21 protein-coding genes are annotated in these 22,308 nt (G+C 39.5%); 13 read left to right on the forward strand and 8 right to left on the reverse strand.

The features are described from left to right. Positions 1-18: 18 nt before the first annotated feature. The 7 genes from ACG9ZL_RS00985 to ACG9ZL_RS01015 all read left to right on the forward strand — a co-directional run bounded on the left by ACG9ZL_RS00985 (position 19) and on the right by ACG9ZL_RS01015 (position 6,267). Positions 19-264: a hypothetical protein gene (locus ACG9ZL_RS00985; protein ID WP_419358763.1), complete on the forward strand. Its 246-nt coding sequence runs from the start codon at positions 19-21 to the stop codon at positions 262-264. A gap of 426 nt (positions 265-690) precedes the next feature. Next, positions 691-2,628 (forward strand): DEAD/DEAH box helicase, encoded by a 1,938-nt coding sequence (locus ACG9ZL_RS00990; protein ID WP_016539375.1) that lies wholly within the window; start codon positions 691-693, stop codon positions 2,626-2,628. Between the two features lie 410 nt (positions 2,629-3,038). Further along, on the forward strand, positions 3,039-3,857 hold the full coding sequence (locus ACG9ZL_RS00995) for an ABC transporter ATP-binding protein (protein WP_004725631.1): 819 nt from the start codon (positions 3,039-3,041) through the stop codon (positions 3,855-3,857). After that, positions 3,854-4,633, forward strand: a complete 780-nt coding sequence (mlaE, locus tag ACG9ZL_RS01000) for a lipid asymmetry maintenance ABC transporter permease subunit MlaE (RefSeq protein ID WP_004725633.1) — start codon at positions 3,854-3,856, stop codon at positions 4,631-4,633. The genes ACG9ZL_RS00995 and mlaE overlap by 4 nt, the downstream gene beginning before the upstream one ends. Next, positions 4,633-5,310 carry an outer membrane lipid asymmetry maintenance protein MlaD gene (gene mlaD, locus ACG9ZL_RS01005; RefSeq protein ID WP_244014196.1) on the forward strand — a complete coding sequence of 226 codons (678 nt, stop codon included), beginning with the start codon at positions 4,633-4,635 and terminating at the stop codon, positions 5,308-5,310. Before mlaE ends, mlaD begins: the two co-directional genes overlap by 1 nt. Before the next feature lie 21 nt (positions 5,311-5,331). Further along, complete coding sequence (locus ACG9ZL_RS01010; protein WP_004725637.1) at positions 5,332-5,952, forward strand: MlaC/ttg2D family ABC transporter substrate-binding protein; 621 nt, start codon at positions 5,332-5,334, stop codon at positions 5,950-5,952. A gap of 27 nt (positions 5,953-5,979) precedes the next feature. Continuing rightward, positions 5,980-6,267, forward strand: coding sequence for a toluene tolerance protein (locus tag ACG9ZL_RS01015; protein ID WP_336953480.1), 288 nt, complete (start codon positions 5,980-5,982; stop codon positions 6,265-6,267). Positions 6,268-6,374: 107 nt separating this feature from the next. Here ACG9ZL_RS01015 and ACG9ZL_RS01020 read toward each other — a convergent pair whose 3' ends face one another. Next, positions 6,375-7,388 (reverse strand): magnesium and cobalt transport protein CorA, encoded by a 1,014-nt coding sequence (locus ACG9ZL_RS01020; RefSeq protein ID WP_004725641.1) that lies wholly within the window; start codon positions 7,386-7,388, stop codon positions 6,375-6,377. A 158-nt stretch (positions 7,389-7,546) separates the two neighbouring features. Here ACG9ZL_RS01020 and ACG9ZL_RS01025 point away from each other — a divergent pair, with 158 nt between their 5' ends. Both ACG9ZL_RS01025 and ACG9ZL_RS01030 read left to right on the forward strand, forming a co-directional pair. After that, positions 7,547-8,164: an LOG family protein gene (locus ACG9ZL_RS01025; RefSeq protein WP_419327711.1), complete on the forward strand. Its 618-nt coding sequence runs from the start codon at positions 7,547-7,549 to the stop codon at positions 8,162-8,164. A gap of 75 nt (positions 8,165-8,239) precedes the next feature. Continuing rightward, complete coding sequence (locus ACG9ZL_RS01030) at positions 8,240-8,638, forward strand: NUDIX hydrolase (protein ID WP_035371913.1); 399 nt, start codon at positions 8,240-8,242, stop codon at positions 8,636-8,638. A 52-nt stretch (positions 8,639-8,690) separates the two neighbouring features. On the opposite strand, the gene ACG9ZL_RS01035 is transcribed toward ACG9ZL_RS01030, so the two are convergent. Together ACG9ZL_RS01035 and recG are read right to left on the reverse strand one after the other, a co-directional pair. Next, entirely contained in the window at positions 8,691-9,320 is a 630-nt protein-coding gene (locus tag ACG9ZL_RS01035) for a ComF family protein (RefSeq protein WP_419327710.1), read from the reverse strand. Between the two features lie 184 nt (positions 9,321-9,504). Next, positions 9,505-11,550, reverse strand: a complete 2,046-nt coding sequence (gene recG, locus ACG9ZL_RS01040; RefSeq protein ID WP_336953484.1) for an ATP-dependent DNA helicase RecG — start codon at positions 11,548-11,550, stop codon at positions 9,505-9,507. 59 nt (positions 11,551-11,609) lie between these two features. Between recG and ACG9ZL_RS01045 the strand changes: the two genes are divergently transcribed. After that, a complete protein-coding gene (locus ACG9ZL_RS01045; RefSeq protein WP_419358766.1) occupies positions 11,610-12,431 on the forward strand; it encodes an NAD-dependent epimerase/dehydratase family protein in 822 nt (273 codons plus the stop codon). A gap of 20 nt (positions 12,432-12,451) precedes the next feature. Beyond that, entirely contained in the window at positions 12,452-12,964 is a 513-nt protein-coding gene (locus tag ACG9ZL_RS01050) for an alpha-ketoglutarate-dependent dioxygenase AlkB (RefSeq protein WP_419358767.1), read from the forward strand. A 252-nt stretch (positions 12,965-13,216) separates the two neighbouring features. On the opposite strand, the gene plsB is transcribed toward ACG9ZL_RS01050, so the two are convergent. Next, positions 13,217-15,802, reverse strand: a complete 2,586-nt coding sequence (gene plsB, locus ACG9ZL_RS01055; protein WP_336953487.1) for a glycerol-3-phosphate 1-O-acyltransferase PlsB — start codon at positions 15,800-15,802, stop codon at positions 13,217-13,219. A gap of 288 nt (positions 15,803-16,090) precedes the next feature. Here plsB and ACG9ZL_RS01060 point away from each other — a divergent pair, with 288 nt between their 5' ends. Together ACG9ZL_RS01060 and ACG9ZL_RS01065 are read left to right on the forward strand one after the other, a co-directional pair. Continuing rightward, the gene (locus ACG9ZL_RS01060) at positions 16,091-16,966 is read left to right on the forward strand and encodes an acyl-CoA thioesterase (RefSeq protein WP_336953488.1); all 876 of its coding nucleotides are present in this window, start codon (positions 16,091-16,093) and stop codon (positions 16,964-16,966) included. Positions 16,967-17,118: 152 nt separating this feature from the next. Continuing rightward, on the forward strand, positions 17,119-18,357 hold the full coding sequence (locus ACG9ZL_RS01065) for a dicarboxylate/amino acid:cation symporter (RefSeq protein ID WP_336953489.1): 1,239 nt from the start codon (positions 17,119-17,121) through the stop codon (positions 18,355-18,357). Between the two features lie 97 nt (positions 18,358-18,454). On the opposite strand, the gene ACG9ZL_RS01070 is transcribed toward ACG9ZL_RS01065, so the two are convergent. The 4 genes from ACG9ZL_RS01070 to hmpA all read right to left on the reverse strand — a co-directional run bounded on the left by ACG9ZL_RS01070 (position 18,455) and on the right by hmpA (position 22,266). Continuing rightward, complete coding sequence (locus ACG9ZL_RS01070; protein ID WP_056512178.1) at positions 18,455-19,402, reverse strand: metal-dependent hydrolase; 948 nt, start codon at positions 19,400-19,402, stop codon at positions 18,455-18,457. Between the two features lie 136 nt (positions 19,403-19,538). After that, positions 19,539-20,396 carry a ribosome biogenesis GTP-binding protein YihA/YsxC gene (yihA, locus tag ACG9ZL_RS01075; RefSeq protein ID WP_004816856.1) on the reverse strand — a complete coding sequence of 286 codons (858 nt, stop codon included), beginning with the start codon at positions 20,394-20,396 and terminating at the stop codon, positions 19,539-19,541. Between the two features lie 123 nt (positions 20,397-20,519). Continuing rightward, positions 20,520-20,963, reverse strand: coding sequence for an RrF2 family transcriptional regulator (locus tag ACG9ZL_RS01080; protein ID WP_336953490.1), 444 nt, complete (start codon positions 20,961-20,963; stop codon positions 20,520-20,522). Positions 20,964-21,057: 94 nt separating this feature from the next. Further along, a complete protein-coding gene (gene hmpA, locus ACG9ZL_RS01085) occupies positions 21,058-22,266 on the reverse strand; it encodes an NO-inducible flavohemoprotein (protein ID WP_419358769.1) in 1,209 nt (402 codons plus the stop codon). Positions 22,267-22,308: the final 42 nt, after the last annotated feature.

The following is a 22,308-nucleotide window of genomic DNA, read 5'->3' on the forward strand; positions in this document are numbered from 1 at the left end:
TAACTCGGAATAAATCAATTGAAAACTATTTATCAAAATGAAAAATTTAGTCTAAAAACCCATCATACAATTCCTCATGAAGATGTTGCGCTGCAAAACATAGACTTTTGGGTCATTATAGATGGACAAACATTTTTGGGCAGTGCAAGCACACCTGAAAATATTCAATATTTAATGCAGAAAAATAAACAAACAGGAGAGTGCGCTTTAGGCACATATCATTGGCAATCCAATATGATTATTCTAAGTGAGTTTACCATTTAGTGTTTAGCGGTCGCTGTAGCAGATATTATTGAGGATGAGAGTCTAGTTGTAGATCAAGTTTTTTATTTAATTCCTGAATATTATGAATGATTTAATACAATACAGGAAAAAACAATAAAACTTCGTGACATTATTATAAATTCTGTTATACTCTGCGCACGCACTAAATTTCGTTCATTACCTGAACATTTCTCTTCTATATTGTGTATGCGCGTCCGGTCCAAAGAGAGGACAATATTTCGCGCCCCACCCAATCGCTTAAGCGATTCCTTCAGGTTGCGGCTGTTATCAAATGTGCGTTATACGCATCGTCGTTCTCGGATCGCCGCTGATTCTATATTTTCAGCGATTATTGCTGTGCCGCTTTTTGCCGATGTCCATCAGACCATATATTAATGGAGCACCCACATTAGGGTGAATATCTCTATGAGCAAAACTTTTGCTGAATTTTCATTAGACGAGTCGCTACAGAAAGCACTCGAGAGTCTTGGTTTTACTACGCCGACTCCTGTTCAAGAACTATCTATTCCAGCGGCTTTAGAAGGAAAAGACCTTCTAGTATCAAGCCAAACTGGTTCTGGTAAAACTGCTGCATTCTTACTCCCTACGTTAAACGCTTTAGCTGGTCAAGATACTTTTGTACCATTTAAAGATCGTATGAAAGCAGTAACTCAACCAAATATCTTGGTGATTTCACCTACTCGTGAACTTGCACAACAAGTATGTCAAGATGCGATTGCATTTGTACGCCATATGAAAGGTGTACGTGTTGCAGCAATTATGGGTGGTATGCCTTTTGGTAAGCAAATCCAACAATTAAAAGGTGCACAAGTTGTTGTTGCGACTCCAGGTCGTTTACTTGATCTTGTAAACCGTCGTCAAATTAAACTTGATTTAGTTGATGCTTTAATCGTCGATGAAGCTGACCGTATGCTTGACTTAGGTTTCTCTGAAGACCTAGAAGCAATCAGCGATTTAGCTTTAAATCGTAAACAAACATTAATGTTCTCTGCAACATTTGCACCACGTATCATTAATCTTGCTGAACGCATGATGAACGAACCTGAACGTATTGCAATTGAAACAGGTCATTCTACAAATACTGATATTACCCAAACTTTACATTGGACTGATGGCTTTGAGCATAAGAAAAAATTGCTTACGCATTGGTTAAATGAAGAAGACGTAGATCAAGCAGTAGTATTTGCTTCAACTCAAGAAGATACAGATATGCTTGCTGAAGAGCTTGCAGAAGCAGGTCTTTCAGTTGTTGCGCTTCATGGTGCTATGCCACAAACTGTACGTAACCGTCGTTTACGCAGTATCCGTGAAGGTCGTGCAAAAATTCTTGTTGCTACAGACGTAGCTGCTCGTGGTCTTGACGTACCAACAATCTCTCACGTAATTAACTTCGGTCTTCCAATGAAGAATGAAGATTATGTGCATCGTATTGGTCGTACAGGTCGTGCGGGTCGTACCGGTAAAGCAATCACTTTAGCAACTTACCGTGAACGCGGTAAAATCCGTGCTTTAGAAGATTATTTAGAAGCGCGTTTAAGTGTTTCTGAAATCGAAGGTTTAGAACCATCTCCACCTCCAGCTCGCGGTAGTCGTGATGGTGGCGGTCGTGGTCGTAGTAACGGTGGTGGTCGTCGTGAAGGCGGTCGTGGCGGTTTCGGCGGTGGTCGTCGTTTTGAAGGTGAATCAAACTTCAAACGTCGTGAAGGTGGTGATGATCGCCCACGCCGTAGCTTCGATGACAAACCACGTGGTGATCGTCCATCTTATGGTGATGACCGTCCTAAGCGTGATTTTGGTGATCGTCCACCACGCCGTGAAGGTGGTTTCGGTGATCGTCCACAACGTTCATTCGGTGGTGAAGATCGTCCTAAGCGTGATTTTGGTGATCGTCCACCACGTCGTGAAGGTGGTTTCGGTGACCGCCCACAACGTTCATTCGGTGGTGAAGATCGTCCTAAGCGTGATTTCAACTCTGATCGTCCACGTCGTGAAGGCGGTTTTAACGATAAACCTCGTTTTAACTCGAATGATGACAACCGTGGCAACAGCGTAGATTACAAACCACGTCGTGAAGGTAGTTTTGCTGATCGTCCTAAGCGTGATTTTGGTGATCGTCCACCACGCCGTGAAGGTGGTTTCGGTGACCGTCCACAACGTTCTTTCGGTGATGATCGTCCTAAGCGTACATTCGGTGGTGAAGATCGTCCGAAGCGTGAATTTAATTCAGATCGCCCTAAACGTGCGTTTGGCGGTGAAGATCGTCCTAAACGTGAATTTGGTGGTGAAGATCGTCCAAAGCGTGAATTCAATGCAGACCGTCCGCGTCGCAAATTCAACGATTAATTAGATATTTTTAATAAAAAACCAGCCTAAAGGCTGGTTTTTTATTGCAAGTTGAAAAGTATTTGGTAAAATAAAGTGTGACATAGTTCAATTTATTTAATAAAACAGTTAGACTTAACTTATGAAAAATTGAATCTAATAAAGTTGGTGATTTCTTTGAGGTAATTATGTTATACATGTTCTCACTTTTATTGATCTCAAATGTTGGGTACTTTTTTTATAGCCTGCTTTTTAGATAATCTATTTGCTCATTAAATAAAATTTAAAAGTAAAAAACTAAAAATAGACCAAGTAACCTTATTTATAAAGATGAATATTCTTTATGATTTTTTATTATCTTTTAATTACAAAACATATAGATATTTAAGAGTATAGTATGTGGGCTGATAAATGCAGGAAAAAGTTCAGCTATGAATAAACACAGTCATTCCGAAGCTGAAGCTTTAATTGAAGTCAAAAATTTAAGTTTTAACCGAGGTGAACGCGTTATCTACGATAATGTGAGTTTGCAAATTCGTCGTGGGCAAATTACCGCAATCATGGGACCATCTGGAACGGGTAAAACAACCCTGTTACGGCTCATTGGTGGTCAGCTTAGCCCAGATGCTGGTGAAGTACGACTTGATGGGAAAAACATTGCTTCGATGTCACGTAATGAGCTTTTTGCTGCACGTGCGCGTATGGGGATGTTATTTCAGAGTGGTGCGTTATTTACCGACATGACCGTCTATGAAAATGTTGCTTTTCCAATTCGCGCACATACAAAATTACCAGAAAATTTAATTGCTGAGTTGGTGGCACTAAAATTAGAGTCGGTTGGTTTGCGTGGTGCTGAAAAGTTAATGCCCGCAGAACTTTCTGGCGGGATGAATCGACGCGTGGCGCTTGCTCGTGCGATTGCGCTTGACCCAGACTTGATTATGTATGACGAACCCTTTGCTGGGCAAGATCCGATTGTGATGGGGGTTTTGACCCGATTAATTCGATCATTACGTGATGCTTTAGATCTAACAACAATTATTGTTTCACATGATGTTGATGAAACATTATCAATTGCTGACTATATTTATGTTGTGGCTGAAGGTAAGGTGCAAGGCGAGGGGACACCTGAGCAATTGCAACAACACGCTTCTCCATTTGTACAGCAATTTTTAACAGGTTCAGTTGAAGGTCCTGTTGATTATCAATTTAGTCATCAAGCCTATTTAAGTAATGAGGTTAGTTCATGAATGCTATTGCCTTATTGGGTAGACGCGTTCTAGAACGTGTTCAGGGCATTGGTGTTGCAATGCTCATGTTGTTGCGCATTTTATTCTCTTTGCCAACAATACTTGGTGTAAAACTTTTCATTTATCAGATGTATCGAGTAGGCGTACTGTCTTTATTGATCATTGCTGTATCTGGTCTGTTCATCGGTGCAGTACTCGGTTTGCAGATGTATAACATCTTGGTCACTTTTGGTAGTGAAGCAATGTTGGGTGCGGCTGTGGCTTTAACCTTGTTGCGTGAACTTGCGCCTGTTGTGGCTGCCTTACTTTTTGCTGGTCGTGCAGGTTCTGCTTTGACCGCAGAAATTGGCTTAATGAAGGCGACTGAACAATTATCCAGTATGGAAATGATCGGTGTTGATCCGTTAAAGCGCGTGATTTCTCCACGTTTATGGGCGGGTATTGTCAGTTTACCGATGCTATCTGTGATCTTTGCTGCGATTGGTATTATGGGCGGCAAAATGGTTGGAGTTGATTTTCTCGGCGCAGACGAAGGCTCGTACTGGAGTGGTATTCTGAGTAGTACTCAGTTTATGAAAGATGTGTTTAACGGGACCATCATAAAAAGTTTAGTATTCGCTTTAATTTGTACTTGGATTGCGGTGTATCAAGGTTATGCTTGTGAACCAACATCTGAAGGTATCGCAACATCTACGACACGTACTGTTGTGTATTCATCGTTATGTGTTTTAGGTTTTGATTTCGTGTTGACTGCGGTCATGTTCGGAGGTGTTTAATGAAATCACGTGCTAGTGAGCTGACCGTCGGTATTTTTGTCATCATTTTTGGTCTCGCTCTGTTCTTTTTAGCTATGAAAGTGAGTGGCTTGGTGGGTACAAACTTAAAAGATAGTTATGAAATGACTGCAACATTCGACAATGTGAATGGTTTAAAACCGCGTGCCAAAGTGACCATGAGTGGTGTTAAAATTGGACAAGTTGACGCAATTACACTTGATCCTGTGACACGTCATGCAACAGTTAAATTCGATTTAGATGGTTCATTGACAACATTCAATGCAGAACAGTTGAAAAAAGTAAAAGAAAATGCGCTAGGCGATTTACATTACAGTGCTGACTATCAGGCTGCGACACCTGAGAAACAAAAAGAAATGGAAACGCAACTGTTAGGTAACATGAAATCCATCACAAATATTGATGAAGATGCTTACATAATGGTCGCAACCAATGGTCTTTTAGGCGAAAAATATTTGAAAATCGTACCAGGTGGTGGCATTAACTACATTAAACGTGGTGAAAGCATTGAAAACACCCAAGGTACGATGGATCTAGAGGATTTGATTACTAAATTTATTACGGGTGGTGCAGGAAAATCATCAACTGGCGCATCGGAAGCTAAAGATGCATCTGCATCCACTGAAACAACTGATGCTCAAACTTCATTTGTTGAATAGGCATTAGAGGAGTTATTGAAAATGAACATGCTGTTAAAACAAACTTTTACTGCAACTATTTTAGCAACTATGGTGGCGACTGCCGCTCAAGCTGCTCCAGCAGAAGCACCACCAGCATTTGTTAAACGTGTTGCTGATGGCCTGATTTCACGCTTAAAAGCAGATCAAGGTAAATTGCAAAACCCTGCTACTGTTAAAGCGATTGTTCGCCAAAACCTTGATCCTTATGTCGATGGTCAAGCGTTTACACGTATTGTGATGGGAACTTATGCAAATAGCAGTACTCCTGCTCAACGTGCGCAATTTGAACAAAACTTCCGTAATACTTTGATTGAGAATTATGGTAGCGCATTTGCAAAGTATTCAAATCAATCGTATTCAATGCGTCCGTATAAGGCAACCAACAGCAAGTTTCCTGTCGTTACTTTAGACTTCAATAACAATGGCGAAAAGATCCCTGTATCTTTCCAATTGTCTGATGCAGGTAGCCAATGGAAAGTACGTAATTTGAATGTGTCTGGTATCGATCTAGGTTTGCAATTCCGTAACCAATTTGCTGCGAACGTGCAACGCAACGGTGGCAATATTGATAAAGCAATTGCAACATTCAAGCCTGATGCAGACGCTGCTGTTAAGAAGTAAGCTCATAACATAGATAGGTGCAAGCGAGTGATTGAATTTAAAAATCAGGAATTATATGTTAGCGGTAAAATTGCTTACGAGAATGCTGAAAGCTATTATTTAAATGGTTTGAGAGCGATTCAAAATGAGAAAAATTTTCCAATAACTGTGAATCTATCACAGCTTGAACATGGCAGTACCCTTGCTTTATCTGTGTTTGTGCAGTGGTTACGTCAAACATCAAATCTTCAGGGGCTACAGTTTAAAGCAGTGCCTGAAAAGATGATGAAAATTATTCAAGCTTGCCATTTGCAAGATGACTTGAAATTAATTTAACATATGCAAGATTGATGTAAAAAAGCACCTAAGGGTGCTTTTTTATTGACTAATGGATTTTGAACGATTGTAAATCTCAACACAATCCAACAGAAGGAGTGGAGTATTTAAATCCATTTCTTCCATCTAAAGTAAGCCAAAGGCCCTACAAAGAAAGCAATTAAGATGGTAATCACCACATAAAAGCTCCAGTGGCCATGGGCAAATGGCAGAATTTCAGTGTTCATCCCATAAATACTGGCAATCAACATCGGTGGCGCAAGCATACTGGGTAAGATGGAGAAGCGACGAATGGTATCGTTCTGTTCAGTGTTAATAAATCCAGAGGTGGTATCAAGCAAGAATCGTACTTTTTGGAACAAGAACGCATCGTGTTCGACAAGTGAGCGGACATCCTCACTCAACTCTCGAATATCTGCATCATAGATATGACTCCCCAAGGCACGAGGACGGGACAGAAAGGTCAAGACACGACGTAAGTCAATCAGACAAAGTTGCGCTTTTCCAAGCATATCTTCCTTTTGTGCTAAGCGGGTAATCATGTCATCTAAGTCTAAAATCATTTCACGATGACGTACGTTTAGGACTTCTGTGGAATATAACTCTAAGTCTTTGTGGATATCTTCTAAGATATCCGCAAGCTCATCTAGCTTTGCTTCCAATAAGCCTAAAAGAATCCATGTCGGATCTTTGTATTCAATTTCATAGTCATTACGGCGTGCGCGTGCGCGAAAGGCACGAAAGGCAACCAACTTTTCACCACGTAAGGTAAATAAGCGGTCTTTATGCAAAATGAACGCAACCGTTTGCACATTGGCAAGCATGTTTGAAGTATCTTCGGGATCGCCTTCAACTTGGTAATTTTTATTTTTTGTTAAAAAATAAGTACTGATATGTAGAATCCCATCATCATCACGGTAGAATCGTGCAGAGGATGAAATGTCTTCTAAAGATTTAAGAGTTGGTAGATTTTGCTGGTAAGCATCTAAAACCCATTCTTGTTCTTCTTGTGAAGGTGCAATGAGGTCAACCCATACCAATTCAGGGTGTAGGTCGAATCCACCATTAATTGTTGCATCTTCTAAGCTACCGCGCTCAGTGGCGTAAAAGGCTTCAAGCATTATGTCTTTTCTCCCTTGCGCAGTGTGGTGTCAATTTGATGTGTGTATTTTAGACAAGGATTTTAGGAAAAACACTCATTACATTGCTGTTTTGTAAAAAAAATCTTGATTGGCCGTCTGCATTTTTAGCATGACAAAATTAAAGTTAGGTTAAATTTATGAATTCTATTGCTATTTTTTGTGGTTCATCATTAGGTACGGATCAAATTTTCGCTGATGTTGCGGAGCTGACTGGTGAAACAATCGCCAAGCAAGGGAAAACTTTGGTCTATGGTGGTGGCCGTTCAGGGTTAATGGGTATTGTTGCTGACAGCGCTTTGGCAGCAGGAGGCAAAGTGATTGGTGTGATCCCTCAGGGATTGGTGGATCGTGAATTGGCACATCCAGATTTGACCGAGCTGTATATTGTTAAAAATATGCATGAACGTAAAACAAAAATGTCTGAGCTTTCTGATGGCTTTATTGCATTGCCTGGTGGAGCAGGAACCATTGAGGAAATTTTTGAGCAATGGACGTGGGCGCAATTGGGAATTCATTTAAAACCTTGTGCATTTTTAAATGTTGAAGGTTTTTATGATGATTTATTGAAATTTATTCAACTTACGACAGACAAAGGCTTTTCTAAAGCACGTTTTACAGATCAGTTGATTGATTCTGCTTCGATCGAAGAAATTTTGACTCACTTTAATCACTATCAAGCGCCAGAACCAAAATGGGGTGTGAAAGAACGTGAAGAATTGGTGAAATTAGATCAAGCAGATCGTAGATTTGGTTAAAAACTAAAACACAATATATTGTTTTTAAATTTATTACTGTCACAATATATTGTGTTTTTTCTATTTTTAAAACTTATGAATGTAATTACTGTCGCGGCAGCTGTGATTTTGAATGATAAAAATCAATTGCTCTTGGTGAGAAAGCAAAATACACAATTTTTTATGCAGGTTGGTGGAAAGCTTGAGCCCAATGAACCACCTGAGCAGACCATGTTGCGTGAGATTTTAGAAGAAATTAGTGTTCAAGCAGAGATTACTCAGTTTATTGGGCGTTTTGAAACAAAAGCAGCCAATGAAGCAGACTTTCAATTAGTGAGTTATCTCTATCAAGTTGACCTAGAGCAAACACCAAAAATTAATGCAGAAATTGCTGAAATGAAATGGATTGATTTGGATGATGCGCAAACGCTTTTAGCGCCATTGACCAAAGAGATCGTGATCCCATGGTGTAAAGCAAATTTAATCCATTCATAATTTTTACGATGTTTGCTTCTCTATGTTTGTATCGCTAAGCGATAATGGAAATTTATAGAGCTGCAGCAATACAAGCATTATAAATTTGCTGGCATCCTAAGTTTTCTAAAGCATGGGTTAAAGCATGAATTGAACTACCTGTGGTCACGACATCATCAATAATCAGTATTTTTTTAAATTTTCGTTTTTCTGTTTTAATTATTTTAAATTGATATTCAATATTTTCTAAGCGCTCAATTCTGCTTAGCCCTTTTTGTGAATGTTGTGCTTCTCGAATTACAGGTTGCCATACGGGGATGTTTAATTGTCTTGCCATGATTTTAGCGATAATTAGCATTTGATTGTAGCCACGTTCTTTTAAGCGATCATTAGAAATGGGCATAGGAACAATGGCCTGAATTTTAGGTAAGCTTAAATTTAATAAACTTTGTGCTAATAGATTTTGATAATGCAGTTGTTGTTCATATTTATAGACTTGGATAATGCGATCTATTGGGAAGTCATAACGATGAGCACAAAGAATTTTTTGTTGATGCCGTTCAATATATTGCTTATACCACGGAAGCTGTGCCCAACAATCATTACAGAGAGAATGCTTTTTTTGTTGATCTATCCCGCAAAGTAAGCAAGGGGAAATGCTTTGAATGCTTTTATGGAGAAGTTGATTGATAAATTGGAGCATGGCCTGTTCTATTCTTATTTGTTATTAATTTCTCATAGTGAGCTAAATAGATCAACCCAAGATTTTTTAAGCTTGATAACACTTAAACTTGATATATTCATAGGATTGCAACTTTCATATCATTAGGCGGAATTAATCAAACATCCGAGCTAAGACACTTATGCATGGATGTTTATATAGATCTTTATACATAGGCATATCTTGGCGCTTCAGGTAACCACCGTTTTAATAAAGCTTCAGCATTTTCTGGAGCATCTTTCAGGACTTGGCTGGCAACATAATGCGCTTGATTGAGTAAATGATCATCTCGTTCTAACTTGGCAACACGGAAACCCAAATCTCCTGTTTGCTTGGTCCCCAGTAATTCACCCGGTCCTCGAATTTCCAAATCTTTTTCTGCAATGATAAAACCATCATTGGTTTCGCGCATGATACGTAAACGCTCTTGGCCATTTTGTGATAAGGGATGCTTATAGAGCAGGGCGCAAAAACTTGCGGTTGCACCACGACCGACACGGCCACGTAACTGGTGCAACTGAGAAAGCCCTAAGCGCTCAGCGTTTTCAATCACCATAATGGAAGCGTTTGGGACATCAACACCGACTTCAATGACTGTTGTTGCAATCAGCAGTTGTAATTCATTGTCTTTGAATTGTTGCATGACCAATTGCTTCTCATCGGCTTTCATTTTCCCATGAACTAAGCCGATATTAATATGCGGAAAGCGATCTTTAATCTCTTGATAGGTGGCTTCTGCGGCTTGAGCATCGAGAGTTTCTGATTGTTCGACCAGTGTACAGACCCAATATGCCTGTTTACCTTCAGCACAGTTCATGGTTATACGATTCAAGACTTCTTCACGTCTATCAAGAGGAATCGTGACTGTTTGAATGGGAGTACGTCCAGGAGGCAATTCATCAATCACTGAAGTATCTAGGTCGCCATAGGCAGACATTGCCAGTGTGCGAGGGATTGGTGTTGCTGTCATGACCAATTGGTGTGGTGTGGTGTTATCCACGCCTTTATTACGTAAAGCTAGACGTTGATCTACCCCGAAACGATGTTGTTCATCAATAATCACGAGACCAAGTTTGGAAAATGTAACATTGTCCTGAAATAGAGCATGGGTACCCACCACAATATTGGCAGTTCCATCCTTAATGGTTTGTTCAGCCGCAGCGCGTGCCTTGCCTTTTTGTTTGCCTGAAAGCCATGACACATTTAAACCGAGTGGCTCGAACCATTTCTTAAAATTGATATAGTGCTGTTCAGCTAAAATTTCAGTCGGTGCCATCAGTGCGACTTGCCAGCCTTCTTCCAAAATATGACAAGCCGCAACACCTGCAACCAATGTTTTACCTGCACCTACATCGCCCTGAACCAGTCGCAACATGGGTTTGTTTTGTTTTAAATCTTTGGCAATTTCATTTGATACACGTTTTTGTGCATTGGTCATTTCGAAAGGTAAGCTTGCCAATAAGGCTTTTGCAAATTTTTTACTGGTTGAAAATGCTGGCGCTGCAATTTTTTGAATATAAGCACGTCGGGTTAATAGGCTGATTTGATGTGCAACCAATTCTTCAAAAATTAAACGTTGTTGAGCAGGGTGAGAACCTTGTGAAAGTTGTAGCATATTGGCATTTACAGGAGGGTGATGAATATACTCCAGCGCCTGTTTAAGCGCATAACCATTGGTGAATTTTTCAGGTAATAACTCAGGTAAAGCATCAGCGTGTTGGTTTAAAGCTTGCTTAACATATTCACGTAATTTGGGTTGAGTTAGGCCTTCGGTAGCAGGGTAAATTGCTGTCAGTTGGGTTTTAGGGAGTGCTGTATGTTCAGTAATTAACTGGATCTCAGGATGGTAAAGTTCAAGGCCACGAGCGCCAACACGGACTTCCCCAAAAATTCTTAAACGATTACCCGCTTTAGCACGATCTGTGAGTGCTTTATAGATATGATAGAAGCGTAAAGTAACCTTGCCAAAATCATCCTGCAATAAAATCGCCATCGATTTGCGTTTACCAGGTGGCATATCGATTGATCTGACCACGCCTTCCATGAGATAACTACGACCGACTTGTAATTGGTTCATCGGAATGATCGTGCTACGATCTTCATAATCACGTGGCAAATGAAACAGCAAATCATCTGTGGTGAAAATATTTAGTTTTTCAAGTAAAGCAGCGGCGGCATTGCCAACCCCTTGCAATTGATGGACGGCAGCCATGTCCCCTCAACTTAAGTTTGATTGATTTTGAAAATCGGTTTCGAAGAATAGGTCGTGTAATGCATATTCTATTTATTGGTTATGGTAAAACATCGCAACGTGTTGCCAAACAATTATTTCAGCAAGATCACCAAATTACCACAGTTAGCCGCAGTGCGAAAGATGATGATTTCGCACAACATTTGATTCAAGACATTCAACAACTCGATTTAGCGCAAATTCAGCCTCTCGATGTGATGTATGTATTGCTCGCACCAACTCGAAATTCTCCGCTAAGTGATATAGAAAATTATCAACAAACCTATGTAGATTCGGTGCAGCCAATTGTGAGGGCTTTAAAAGGCCATCCGCTCAAAAGAATTATTGTGGTTTCATCGACACGTGTTTATGGAGAAAACTGTGGTGAGCGTATTGATGATGAGTCAACGCCTATTCCAAGTGATCAAAAGGGTCAATTGTTATTGGCAATGGAACAGCAATGGCAACAGGCTTATCCATCTAAATGTGTGATTGTGCGTCCAACTGGAATTTATGGCACATCCGTTGCTCGTATGGTTAAACTTGCAGAAACCACACGAAGTTATCCCAATATTCATTGGTCAAATCGAATCCATATAGATGACCTTGCACATTTCTTAGCGCATTTGCTTCACGTGGAACATCCAGAAAAATCATATATTTGTACAAATAATCAACCAAAACCTTTGCATGAGAAAATTTTAAATCTTCAGCGCGAGTTGAATTTGCCAGAGTTGGTTTTGGAAAGCGAAAAGGAAACAGGTAAAAAAATTTTTGCGGAGAGGATGGTTGCAACAGGATTTAAGTGGGTACATCAAAATTGTTATATTGATTATGAGCAAAAATTATTGTCAGAATACTAAATTAAATTAGCGAGACTTAAGTGGAAGATATTATTTATATTAAAGATTTTTTAAAAGATAACCATAAATTATTTGCTCTTTTAAATAGAAAAATAATATGGGATGAGCGTATGACAGCACGTAAAACTGCGAGTTTTGGTAAATCTTATAATTATTCTCAAATGTCATATCCTGAAGCTCCTTTTTTGGGTGAAATAAGACCGATTATTGATTTAATTAAAGAGACTTTGAGTTTTGAACCAAATAATTGTCTTGTTAATTATTATATGAATGGTCAAGCGCGTATGGGATGGCATTCGGATCAAACAGATGTCCTTGTTTCGGGAACTGGTGTTGTGATTATTTCTTTCGGTGGTGAGCGGATTTTAAAATTTAGAAAAATAAATGCTTATGAGGTAACTTCTGAGTATTTGTTGTCATCTGGCAGCTTAATTTATATGAGTCAGCAGATTCAGGAGGAATGGCAACATTGTATTCCAAAATCAAATATTGAACAGGCTAGAATGAGTCTGACGTTTCGGAAGCTACTGTAAAATTTAGTCAGCAGATAAGTTGTTGGTGAGGCTAGAGCCTAAAAATAGAAATAATAAATTTAATTGATGAAACAGTTATTTTTTCGTAGCTAGATATACCACACTAGAATCTGAAAATTATAAATTAGTTCGTAGAGTCTTAGAATTATTCAATCATTGAGGTCTTGAGAAGTTCCCTCTCCTTGCAGGAGAGGGTTAGGGAGAGGTAATCATCCCAACCTTCTCCCAAAGAAAAAAGGCACTTTAAAGCTTTTATTTTTTCTTCCGTTTTAAACGCTTCTTGGCTTGTTGAGCGGCTAAAGCATCTAAAGCTTCTTTTAATTCCTCATCTGTAAATGAGGTGATATGGTGGAGCATTTGCAAAGTTACATCATCAAGCACCAAATTGGCATATTGCGCAACATTTCTAAACTGCTCATCAAAAACAATGGCATGGTCTTCATTGGTTTTGATATAGCCTTGTTCAGTTAAGACTTTCATAAAACTTTGGAATAACGCTTTATCAAAGAACTCAGGTGAGTTGAACTCATACAATACAGATAAACGTTGTCCAACCAAGTGACTTAATTCTTCAACTTGGCGAATAGAGATATTCCCAGAGCCACGTTGAGTAATTAAAGCCAGCGTCATGTAATAACGTTCAAGACTTTGACGTACTGGAGCAGCCAAAACAGCCAATTGATTATGGTCTTCTGAGTTTGGCGCAGGGCTGAAAATAAAATCTTCATCATCGACAAAAATTAAATTCGCTTGAGCCAAAGCATCGACATATTCAGTCACTTGAGCCTTGATTTCACTATCTTTCCATTTTAAGAACAACTCTGCTTTTAAGAATGGATAAAGGGTGCGAATCACATTGAGTAAATCAGACTTACTGATCTTACCATTATGTTCCACCAATGCTGCGACCAACGACGGTAAAACAAAAGCGTGCAAAATGTTATTGCGGAAGTAAGTCAGTAAAATGGCTTGATTATCTTCAATGGCAATAATATCGCCAAGGACGTGCTGAACACGTTTAATCAATTTTAACTTCATACCATAGGCAATGATTTCTTTACCTGATAATGGCGTGACCTGAGTGCGGCTATCATAAGGATTTGCGGTTAATAACTTGCGATATGTATCAAGCTGTTTAATGCAGATTTCTTCATCAAGTGTGTGTTTTGGTGTTGCCAATAAAATCAGTGACAATAACGAAACAGGGTTGATCACCACAGCACGGTTGATATTTTCCAGAATAGCATTTGCCGAGCTGGTTACTGCATCTGAGACTTCTTGTGGGATTGGATCATCATTATGTTCAATGGTGATTTGATCAGCGCCATGTGCTTTGAGTAAGTCATCTAAGAAAACAGGCTCACCAAAATTGACATGCACTTTACCAAAAATACGCTCAATTTTTTTCAGGGTTTGCAAGATTCCCCAAATGGATTCAGCTTCTTTTGGCTTACCATTCATTTCGCCGACATAAGTTGCGCCTTCCATCAAGCGCTCATAACCGACATAGGTTGGGATAAAGACAATTGGTTTGGCACGGCCGCGCAAATGACCATGTACCGTCATTGCGAGCATGCCAGTTTTCGGGGGTAACAAACGTCCAGTTCGTGAACGACCACCTTCGATAAAGTATTCAAGAGGTGTGTTTCTAGATAGGATGCTAAATAAATATTCTTTAAATACCGATGTATAAAGTGCATTGCCACGGAATGAGCGACGGATAAAGAATGCACCGCCTCCACGCAGTAATTGACCGACAAATGGCATGTTAAGATTATCGCCAGCGGCAATATACGGCACCATCAAGCCACGTTTATAAATCACATAAGACAATAACAAGTAATCGATATGGCTACGGTGACAAGGTGTATAAATCACTTCATAGTCTTTGACTAACTCACGCACAGTATTGAAGTTATGTACTTCAACGCCGTCATAAAGTTGTGTCCACAGACGAGTCAAGGCCATATCTGCAAAGCGTACAGCAGATGCAGAATAGTCGGATGCAATTTCGTTTACAAAACCAATCGCTTTATGTTCAGCATCTATCATGCTGATTTTTGAGCGAATACTTTCTTTACGAATCGCATCTTGTACATCAGGGGCTTTAATCAGTGATTGCATGACATTACGGCGATCAGATAAATCTGGACCGAGAATGACCTCACGCTGACGATCTAAGTAGTCATTTAATTGATTGACAATATAAGTGGCTGGTGAAATATTGGGATGAGCAATTTTCGCATGATCCACTAAAGCTCTAAGTGATTGCGCTTCATGGAATTCAAGGAATGACTGTCGACCATGTAAACCAATGTTCATCAACTGTTTAACTTTACTTGGCGTTGCCCAAGTGTCGGTAAATAACAGTTTAAACCAAGAGTCTTCTTTATCTGGTGAACGTCCCCACAGTACTGTGACAGGGATTAATTCAATATCTAATTCAGCATTTTGATCAAGTGATTCAATCAGTCGAACTAAACGCGGCGGATAAGCATGCGTAGGCGGATTAAAATAATTGTTTTCATCTTGGTGTTGTAAAAATAAAATCGCTGCTTTTTCGCGACTATTGCCAATCATTAATGGGTCAAGTGCAGGAGGAAGCTGCAAACGACGTGTTTCACCATCAACAACTAAAGCGTTACTTCGTGAGTAATTCTGTAGAACATAGCAGACAACTTTTTGAGTTGTGGGCTGAATGAGCTCAGAATTTTCAGTTGAAGGGTCTAAAGGTTGAGCTTCTGTAGGAACCTCTCCAAGAACATGTGGTGTTACCACAAGGTCAAGTATTTTACTCGAAAGTCGACGATACATTTGACCAAAGCCACTCTTGGACATAAATACTCCTAGCCAATGGTGAATCACGCAATAAAGCGGATAAAAAATATTTTCTGTAATTAAAGCACAGAACAGTATGTCATTTTCTGACAAACTGCATGTAGCTTGTCAGATTTTATCGTTAAAAAACGTATTTTAAACAATCCATCAGCACAAGAGAAGTGACAATACGGTTTATGAAAATTTAATGTTTCACTGTGGATTTGTGGCAAAATAGAGTTAAATCTCTAAAATATGAATACTTTGTCCTAGCCGTTGGAATAAAGTCAGTATATAGAAAGGTCACTTATGAATGCGTTAACTCAAGAGCTTGTAGAGCTCTTAACCCTTGAAAAACTTGAAGAACATATTTTTCGTGGTCAAAGTCGAAATTTAGTTGGTAAGCGTGTTTTTGGTGGGCAAGTTTTAGGGCAAGCACTGCGAGCAGCATCATATACTGCTGATCGCCCGGTACATTCTTTACATGCATACTTTCTATATGGCGGGGATATCAATGCCCCAATCATTTATGAGGTGGATCGCTTACGTGATGGCAAAAGCTTCTTAAGCCGCCAAGTCCGTGCAATTCAGCATGGACGTACCATTTTTTCTGCAATGGTGTCATTTGCAACACCTGAAGAAGGCTTGAATTATCAAATTGCTGAGCCAGAATATCCAGCACCTGATGAATTAAAAGCTGAGCAAGAGCTTAAAGAAAATTTAATCAGTTTTATCCCAGAAAATATTCGCGCTGCGTTTATGCGTCCACGTCAGGTAGAAATTCGTCCGCTCAATGTGACCAACCCATTTCAACCACAACCTGAAGCGCCGTCTTATGCACATTACTTGCGTACGCACGAGCCATTAACTACAGAACAGGCGGATGATATCTCGTTAAATCAGGCAATTGTTGCGTTTTATTCGGACTATACCTTGATGATGACTGCTTTGCGCCCACATGGTCTCAATTACCTCTCGCCAAGTTTGCAATGTGCCAGTATTGATCATACGATCTATTTCCATAAACCAGTAAAAGCAGATGATTGGATGCTCTACGATATGGATGCAACCGTCAGTGCAAATTCACGCGGTCTGAATTTTGGTCGTATGTGGCAAAATGGCGAATTGGTTTGTAGTACGGTGCAAGAAGGTTTGATGCGAGTACGTGAAATCGAAAATCAATAATATAGTTTGTGCTGTGATTCTAATTCTAAATTAAGCCATCATCTGTGATGGCTTTTCTATTTTTTAGCAGAGCTTGTGACAAAAAAATGCTCGATTCTAAATAACTTCAATGGCATAGTTCAACGTGTAAATATTTATAATAGTCAGCGAAGATGAGTTTAAACACCCAAATTTTTATTGCAGCCATTCTTGGTGTGGCATTTGGATTTTTATTAAACCAATTCCCCAATACTCAATTTTTAGATGCCAGTATTTATGGTTTGAGCATCGCCAGTAGTATTTTTATTGGTTTATTGAAAATGCTTTTGGTTCCACTTATTTTTAGTTCAATCTTGGTGGGTGTTTCAAACTTAGAAGCGGGTAGTCAACTCAGTCGAGTTTGGAAAATAACCTTGGCTTGTTGTGTGACCACAACGACATTGGCACTTATTCTTGGTTTAGCGTCGACACATCTATTCAATGTTGGACAAGGTGTGGATATTGCAATGTTTCAAGATGCAATGAATCAACATAAAAGCCCAGATTCATTGACCCCCAGTTCGTTTTTAACCAATTTTATTCAAAATACCCTCATCAATCCATTTAAAGCATTTAGTGATGGTAATGTTTTGGCAGTCGTGCTGTTTGCTTTGTTATTGGGCTTGGCATTGGTACATGGCGGAGAGCGGTTTAATTCAATCAAACAACTGGCACGTCAGTTTTTTGACATTATGATGATGTTAGTTGGTTGGGTGATGAAAGTTGCGCCGATTGGTATTTTTGCTTTGATGGCAAAGCTGATTGCAACAGAAGACATCTCTATTTTAAGCCGTCTTGCTGAGTTTGCTATTGTTGTTACGGGAACCACTATATTTCATGGTGTCGTAGTTCTGCCATTGTTGTTATGGATCTTTGGAAAAATGGATCCGATTACCTTTTTTAAAGGAACGCGTGCAGCATTAATTACAGCATTTGCAACCAGTTCAAGTTCTGCAACCATGCCTTTGAGTTTAAAGTGTACTCAAGAAAATTTAGGCGTGCGCCCACAAATTGCAGGCTTTGTGATTCCTTTCGGTTCTCAGTTAAACATGGATGGAACAGCACTTTATGAAGCAGCAGCAGCGCTTTTTATTGCCAATTTAATGGGTTTAGAGTTATCAATTACCCAACAAGTGATTGTCTGTCTGACTGCGATGATTGCTTCATTGGGTGCGCCGGGTATTCCAAGTGCGGGCATGGTCACTATGATTATGGTGCTACAATCTGTGGGATTACCAGCGGAAGCAATTGCGATTCTTCTGCCAATTGACCGTATTCTCGATACTGTACGTACTGTAGTGAATGTACAAGGGGATATGATGATTAGTGTGGTTGTTGACCGAAATACCCAAGATATGGAAAGTCCAACCTAGTGTATGGTTAGGATCTTGTTCTAAAAGATTGACCCAAAAAAGCAGGATCTAAATCCTGCTTTTTTTATTTGATTTCAGTATTACTATTCAATAGTTATTATGCTGCAACTCTAGGCAATGCACGTTTTGCCGCAGGAGATTGATCCAAATAAGCAATCGCATCTTCTGTTTTAGCTTCATGTACGGGATCATACCAAGGCATTAAATAGCCCAATTGCTGTGAAACTAGCCATAATGGATGCGGCATTAAGCGATTATCTGATTGTGCGATACTCGCCCATTCACGCCAAATCCAAGGCTTATAGAATGCAGGCTTTTTATCTGCATAACGTGGGTCTTGCCCCATGATATGTGCAGCACCATCAACCCATAAGCCCAATACAGCGGCAATCACGATAACGCTTTGATAATAACGAGAAATATAACCACCACCTAAATGGCGATATAGATCAAAAGCCACTGTACGGTGTTCAATCTCTTCGGCACCATGCCATTTGACTAAATCAAGCATATTTGGATCTGCACCCAATTCCGCCCATTTTTTATTATAAAGTGCATATTTACCCAAGACACAAGTCATATGTTCAACAGTGGCGACGATACCTAAGCGGAACAAATCCCATTGATGATCGAGGACTTTGGGTACTTTAAAGCCGAGTGGTTGATCTGCAAGTAATTTGCCAAACAAGAAATCCATAATCTCAAGATTACGTTGAATATCAATATTACGCACAGTTAAGTATTCTTTATTTGCCGAAGCATGTGCTTGAGCATGCATGGCTTCTTGGCGGATAAAAGCACGAACATCTTCAGCTAATTTTTCATCTGTGATTTTGGGTAAAACACGATTGTATAAACGGCAGAACCAAAATTCACCTGCTGGGAGAATATTGTTAATTTCATTGATAAAGTAGCTGACAAATGGCTGATTTGGAATCCAATCGACAGGGGTATCTTGCCATTCAAATTTCACTTTACGTGGTTTTATGTGGTACTGAATAGACGATCCAATCCGACTGTTCTTTAATTTAGCGAGTAACTTCATCACAGTGTCCTAATTTTTCTTTGGTGATTTCACACTTTATTATTCAAGTATAAAAAAATGTCCTAAATAGTTATTAGCAATTTAGGACATTCCAGTATCAATATGTGATGAATTTTGTTAGACAAGACTTTTTTATTTATGCTTGTGGATTTTCATCTACATTTCCATCAATATTTTCACTATTGAATTCGGATTCTTGATCCTGATCAATGAACTCATCATCCAGATCATCTTCAGTGGCTTCAGGAATTGCATCAATATCAAAATCTAAAGTTTTGTCTAAGGTGTAATTTAAGCGACCCGCCATAATTGACGCAAGTTCTTCTAGACCTTGCTTATTGAGTGATGAAAACAGTTGTATAGAAAAATTCAACTTCATTTTCTTCAACTGTTGTTGTACATCTAACAACACTTTACTGGCAGGACCACGGTTGAGTTTGTCGGATTTAGTCAACAGTACATGTACAAACAAGTGACGTGAATATGCCCATTCCAACATCATCACATCGAAGTGTTGTAAAGGGTGGCGAATATCCATGAGTAGAACCAGACCTTGTAAACTTTTTCGATGAATCAAATAATTCTCAAGTTCTTTTTGCCAGACAATTTTCATTGCTTCAGGTACAGCTGCATAACCATAACCCGGTAAATCGACAAGGCGTTGATCTGGATTACCTAAACTAAAAAAGTTAATCATTTGCGTACGGCCAGGTCTTTTCGACGCGCGTGCCAATTGCTTTTGATTGGTCAATGCATTGATAGCACTTGATTTTCCGGCATTTGAACGGCCTGCAAAGGCAACTTCATAACCAGTATCTTCTACACAAAGATTCAGTTTAGGCGCACTCATCAGAAATTCAGCTTTACGCAACCAATTCAAAGATGAAGTTGAGTATTCTGAAATCGCAGGATCAGCCTTTTTTTCATAACTGATTTTTTGTTTAGGGGCGCTTGAGGTCTTACTATTTTTAGACTTTCCACTGCTGCGATGCATATTTCAACTTCAATAAACGGATAAACAAAGTGCATTATAAAGGAAGTCGGAGATTCAAGCGAATTTTGATCGTGTTAACTGAAATATTGGCTATTGGGATGCTGGACGATGAGCTTTTGTGACTTAAACATTGAGATTGGGAATGGGTGAGTTTACGATCTTTGGATGTTGTGGTGGCGCATTGAGAACATCGGCAACAGTATACTGATCTAGACTTTGATAAAACTGTTCAACGGCCTGATCTAAAATACCCTTTAAACCGCAACGTGGACGTAGCACACAAGGTGGCGTATTGCACTCTACAATTTGTGCATCACGTTGGAGAATTCGTACAATATGCCCTAAGCGAAATTCTAAGATATCTGGGTTTAAGCGCAAACCACCGCCTTTACCTCGTGTGGTAATTAACCAACCTTGTTTTCCCATAAAATGCACAATTTTGACCAAGTGATTTTCTGAAACATGCAAATCTTCTGCAATTTCGGCAATTGTATAAGGCATATCTTTTGGAGGCGCGATGTACATTAAGATGCGCAGGGCATAGTCGGTAAATTTATTTAGTTGCATGTAGGCTGCTCATCTATGGGTAAAGATGTATCTCATCCTGAAATAAATAAGGCCAGTCTATCATAGACCAGCCTTATAAAGAACGAATGGAGATTTAGATACCTGCACCACCCGTACCAAACGCTTCACTATGAATTTGTTCAGGTTTAATACCACGAGCCACCAATGCTTGGTGTTGTTGTTGCATAAATGGTATTGGGCCACAAAGATAATAATCAGCATGGGGTGGGAGTAATGCAGTATCAAGTGTTGCCAAGTCTAAACGACCAGCCACATCGTAATCTTCGCCGATAACATCACCGCTATGTGGGAACTCATAAGCTGTAAATGTACTGAGACGTGGGAATTTAGTTTTTTGCTCTTGGATATGTTGTTTCATTGCATGTACTTGGCTACTGCGACATGCATGGATAAAGCTAGCTGGTTGAGGCATGTCTAAAGTCACCAATTGATTAAGCATTGCAATCATTGGGGTTAAACCTACACCTGCACTAATGAAGACATTACGTTTGCTACTATCAATCAGGTAGAAGTTACCTGTTGGAGCAGACACTTCAATTTCTGAATCTTCAGCTAAGCCATGTAAAGTATTTGATACCCAACCACTTGCCAAATCACCTTTTTCATCTTCACGTTTAACTGAAATACGTAAATAGTCTATTTGTGGACTTGTTGATAGTGTGTATTGACGTGGTTGTTTTAAGCCTAACGCTTCAACAAATACTCGCACTGAAATATATTGACCTGCTTCATATTTAGGTAATGTGCCGCCATCGACTGGAGCAAGATAGAAAGAGGTAATTTCTTCGCTTTCATTCGCTTTTTTAACGATTTTAAATTTACGCCAACCTAACCAGCTACCTTGAGTTTGTTGGTGCTGCTCATAAATCGCTTTTTCAGTACTGATAAATAGATCGGCCAATTTTCCATAAGCTGCAGCCCATGCATCAATCAATGGATCTTCCATCGAAATAGTTAATACTTCACTAATTGAATGTAATAGGTTTTCACCGACAATGTTGTAATCAGGTGCTTGAATATTCAGACTGACATGTTTGTGGGCAATCAGTTCAACCACAGGCAAAAGTACTGAAGGGTCTTCAATATTTTCAGCATATGCTAAAACAGCACCAGCCAAGGCTTGAGCCTGTGCACCACTACGTTGATGCCCCATGTTAAAGGTTTCTTTTAATTCAGGATTATTGCCGAGCATGCGGTTATAAAAATAACCAGTAAGTGCTACACCATTTTCGCGAAGAACAGGAACTGTTGCTTTTACAAGGTCAATTTGCTGCGGAGTCATTGTTGATCTCTCTTGGCTGTCATTTATAAGATGTATTTAAAA

The sequence above is a fragment of the Acinetobacter legionensis genome, from assembly GCF_048551735.1.
GTDB lineage: Bacteria > Pseudomonadota > Gammaproteobacteria > Pseudomonadales > Moraxellaceae > Acinetobacter.

Coding starts and splice junctions, on each gene's coding strand:
- ACG9ZL_RS00990 (WP_016539375.1), top strand. CDS start 691: ATGAGCAAAACTTTTGCTGAATTTTCATTAGACGAGTCGCTACAGAAA.
- ACG9ZL_RS00995 (WP_004725631.1), top strand. CDS start 3,039: ATGAATAAACACAGTCATTCCGAAGCTGAAGCTTTAATTGAAGTCAAA.
- mlaE (WP_004725633.1), top strand. CDS start 3,854: ATGAATGCTATTGCCTTATTGGGTAGACGCGTTCTAGAACGTGTTCAG.
- mlaD (WP_244014196.1), top strand. CDS start 4,633: ATGAAATCACGTGCTAGTGAGCTGACCGTCGGTATTTTTGTCATCATT.
- ACG9ZL_RS01010 (WP_004725637.1), top strand. CDS start 5,332: ATGAACATGCTGTTAAAACAAACTTTTACTGCAACTATTTTAGCAACT.
- ACG9ZL_RS01020 (WP_004725641.1), bottom strand. CDS start 7,388: ATGCTTGAAGCCTTTTACGCCACTGAGCGCGGTAGCTTAGAAGATGCA.
- ACG9ZL_RS01025 (WP_419327711.1), top strand. CDS start 7,547: ATGAATTCTATTGCTATTTTTTGTGGTTCATCATTAGGTACGGATCAA.
- ACG9ZL_RS01030 (WP_035371913.1), top strand. CDS start 8,240: ATGAATGTAATTACTGTCGCGGCAGCTGTGATTTTGAATGATAAAAAT.
- ACG9ZL_RS01035 (WP_419327710.1), bottom strand. CDS start 9,320: ATGCTCCAATTTATCAATCAACTTCTCCATAAAAGCATTCAAAGCATT.
- recG (WP_336953484.1), bottom strand. CDS start 11,550: ATGGCTGCCGTCCATCAATTGCAAGGGGTTGGCAATGCCGCCGCTGCT.
- ACG9ZL_RS01045 (WP_419358766.1), top strand. CDS start 11,610: ATGCATATTCTATTTATTGGTTATGGTAAAACATCGCAACGTGTTGCC.
- plsB (WP_336953487.1), bottom strand. CDS start 15,802: ATGTCCAAGAGTGGCTTTGGTCAAATGTATCGTCGACTTTCGAGTAAA.
- ACG9ZL_RS01060 (WP_336953488.1), top strand. CDS start 16,091: ATGAATGCGTTAACTCAAGAGCTTGTAGAGCTCTTAACCCTTGAAAAA.
- ACG9ZL_RS01065 (WP_336953489.1), top strand. CDS start 17,119: ATGAGTTTAAACACCCAAATTTTTATTGCAGCCATTCTTGGTGTGGCA.
- ACG9ZL_RS01070 (WP_056512178.1), bottom strand. CDS start 19,402: ATGAAGTTACTCGCTAAATTAAAGAACAGTCGGATTGGATCGTCTATT.
- yihA (WP_004816856.1), bottom strand. CDS start 20,396: ATGCATCGCAGCAGTGGAAAGTCTAAAAATAGTAAGACCTCAAGCGCC.
- ACG9ZL_RS01080 (WP_336953490.1), bottom strand. CDS start 20,963: ATGCAACTAAATAAATTTACCGACTATGCCCTGCGCATCTTAATGTAC.
- hmpA (WP_419358769.1), bottom strand. CDS start 22,266: ATGACTCCGCAGCAAATTGACCTTGTAAAAGCAACAGTTCCTGTTCTT.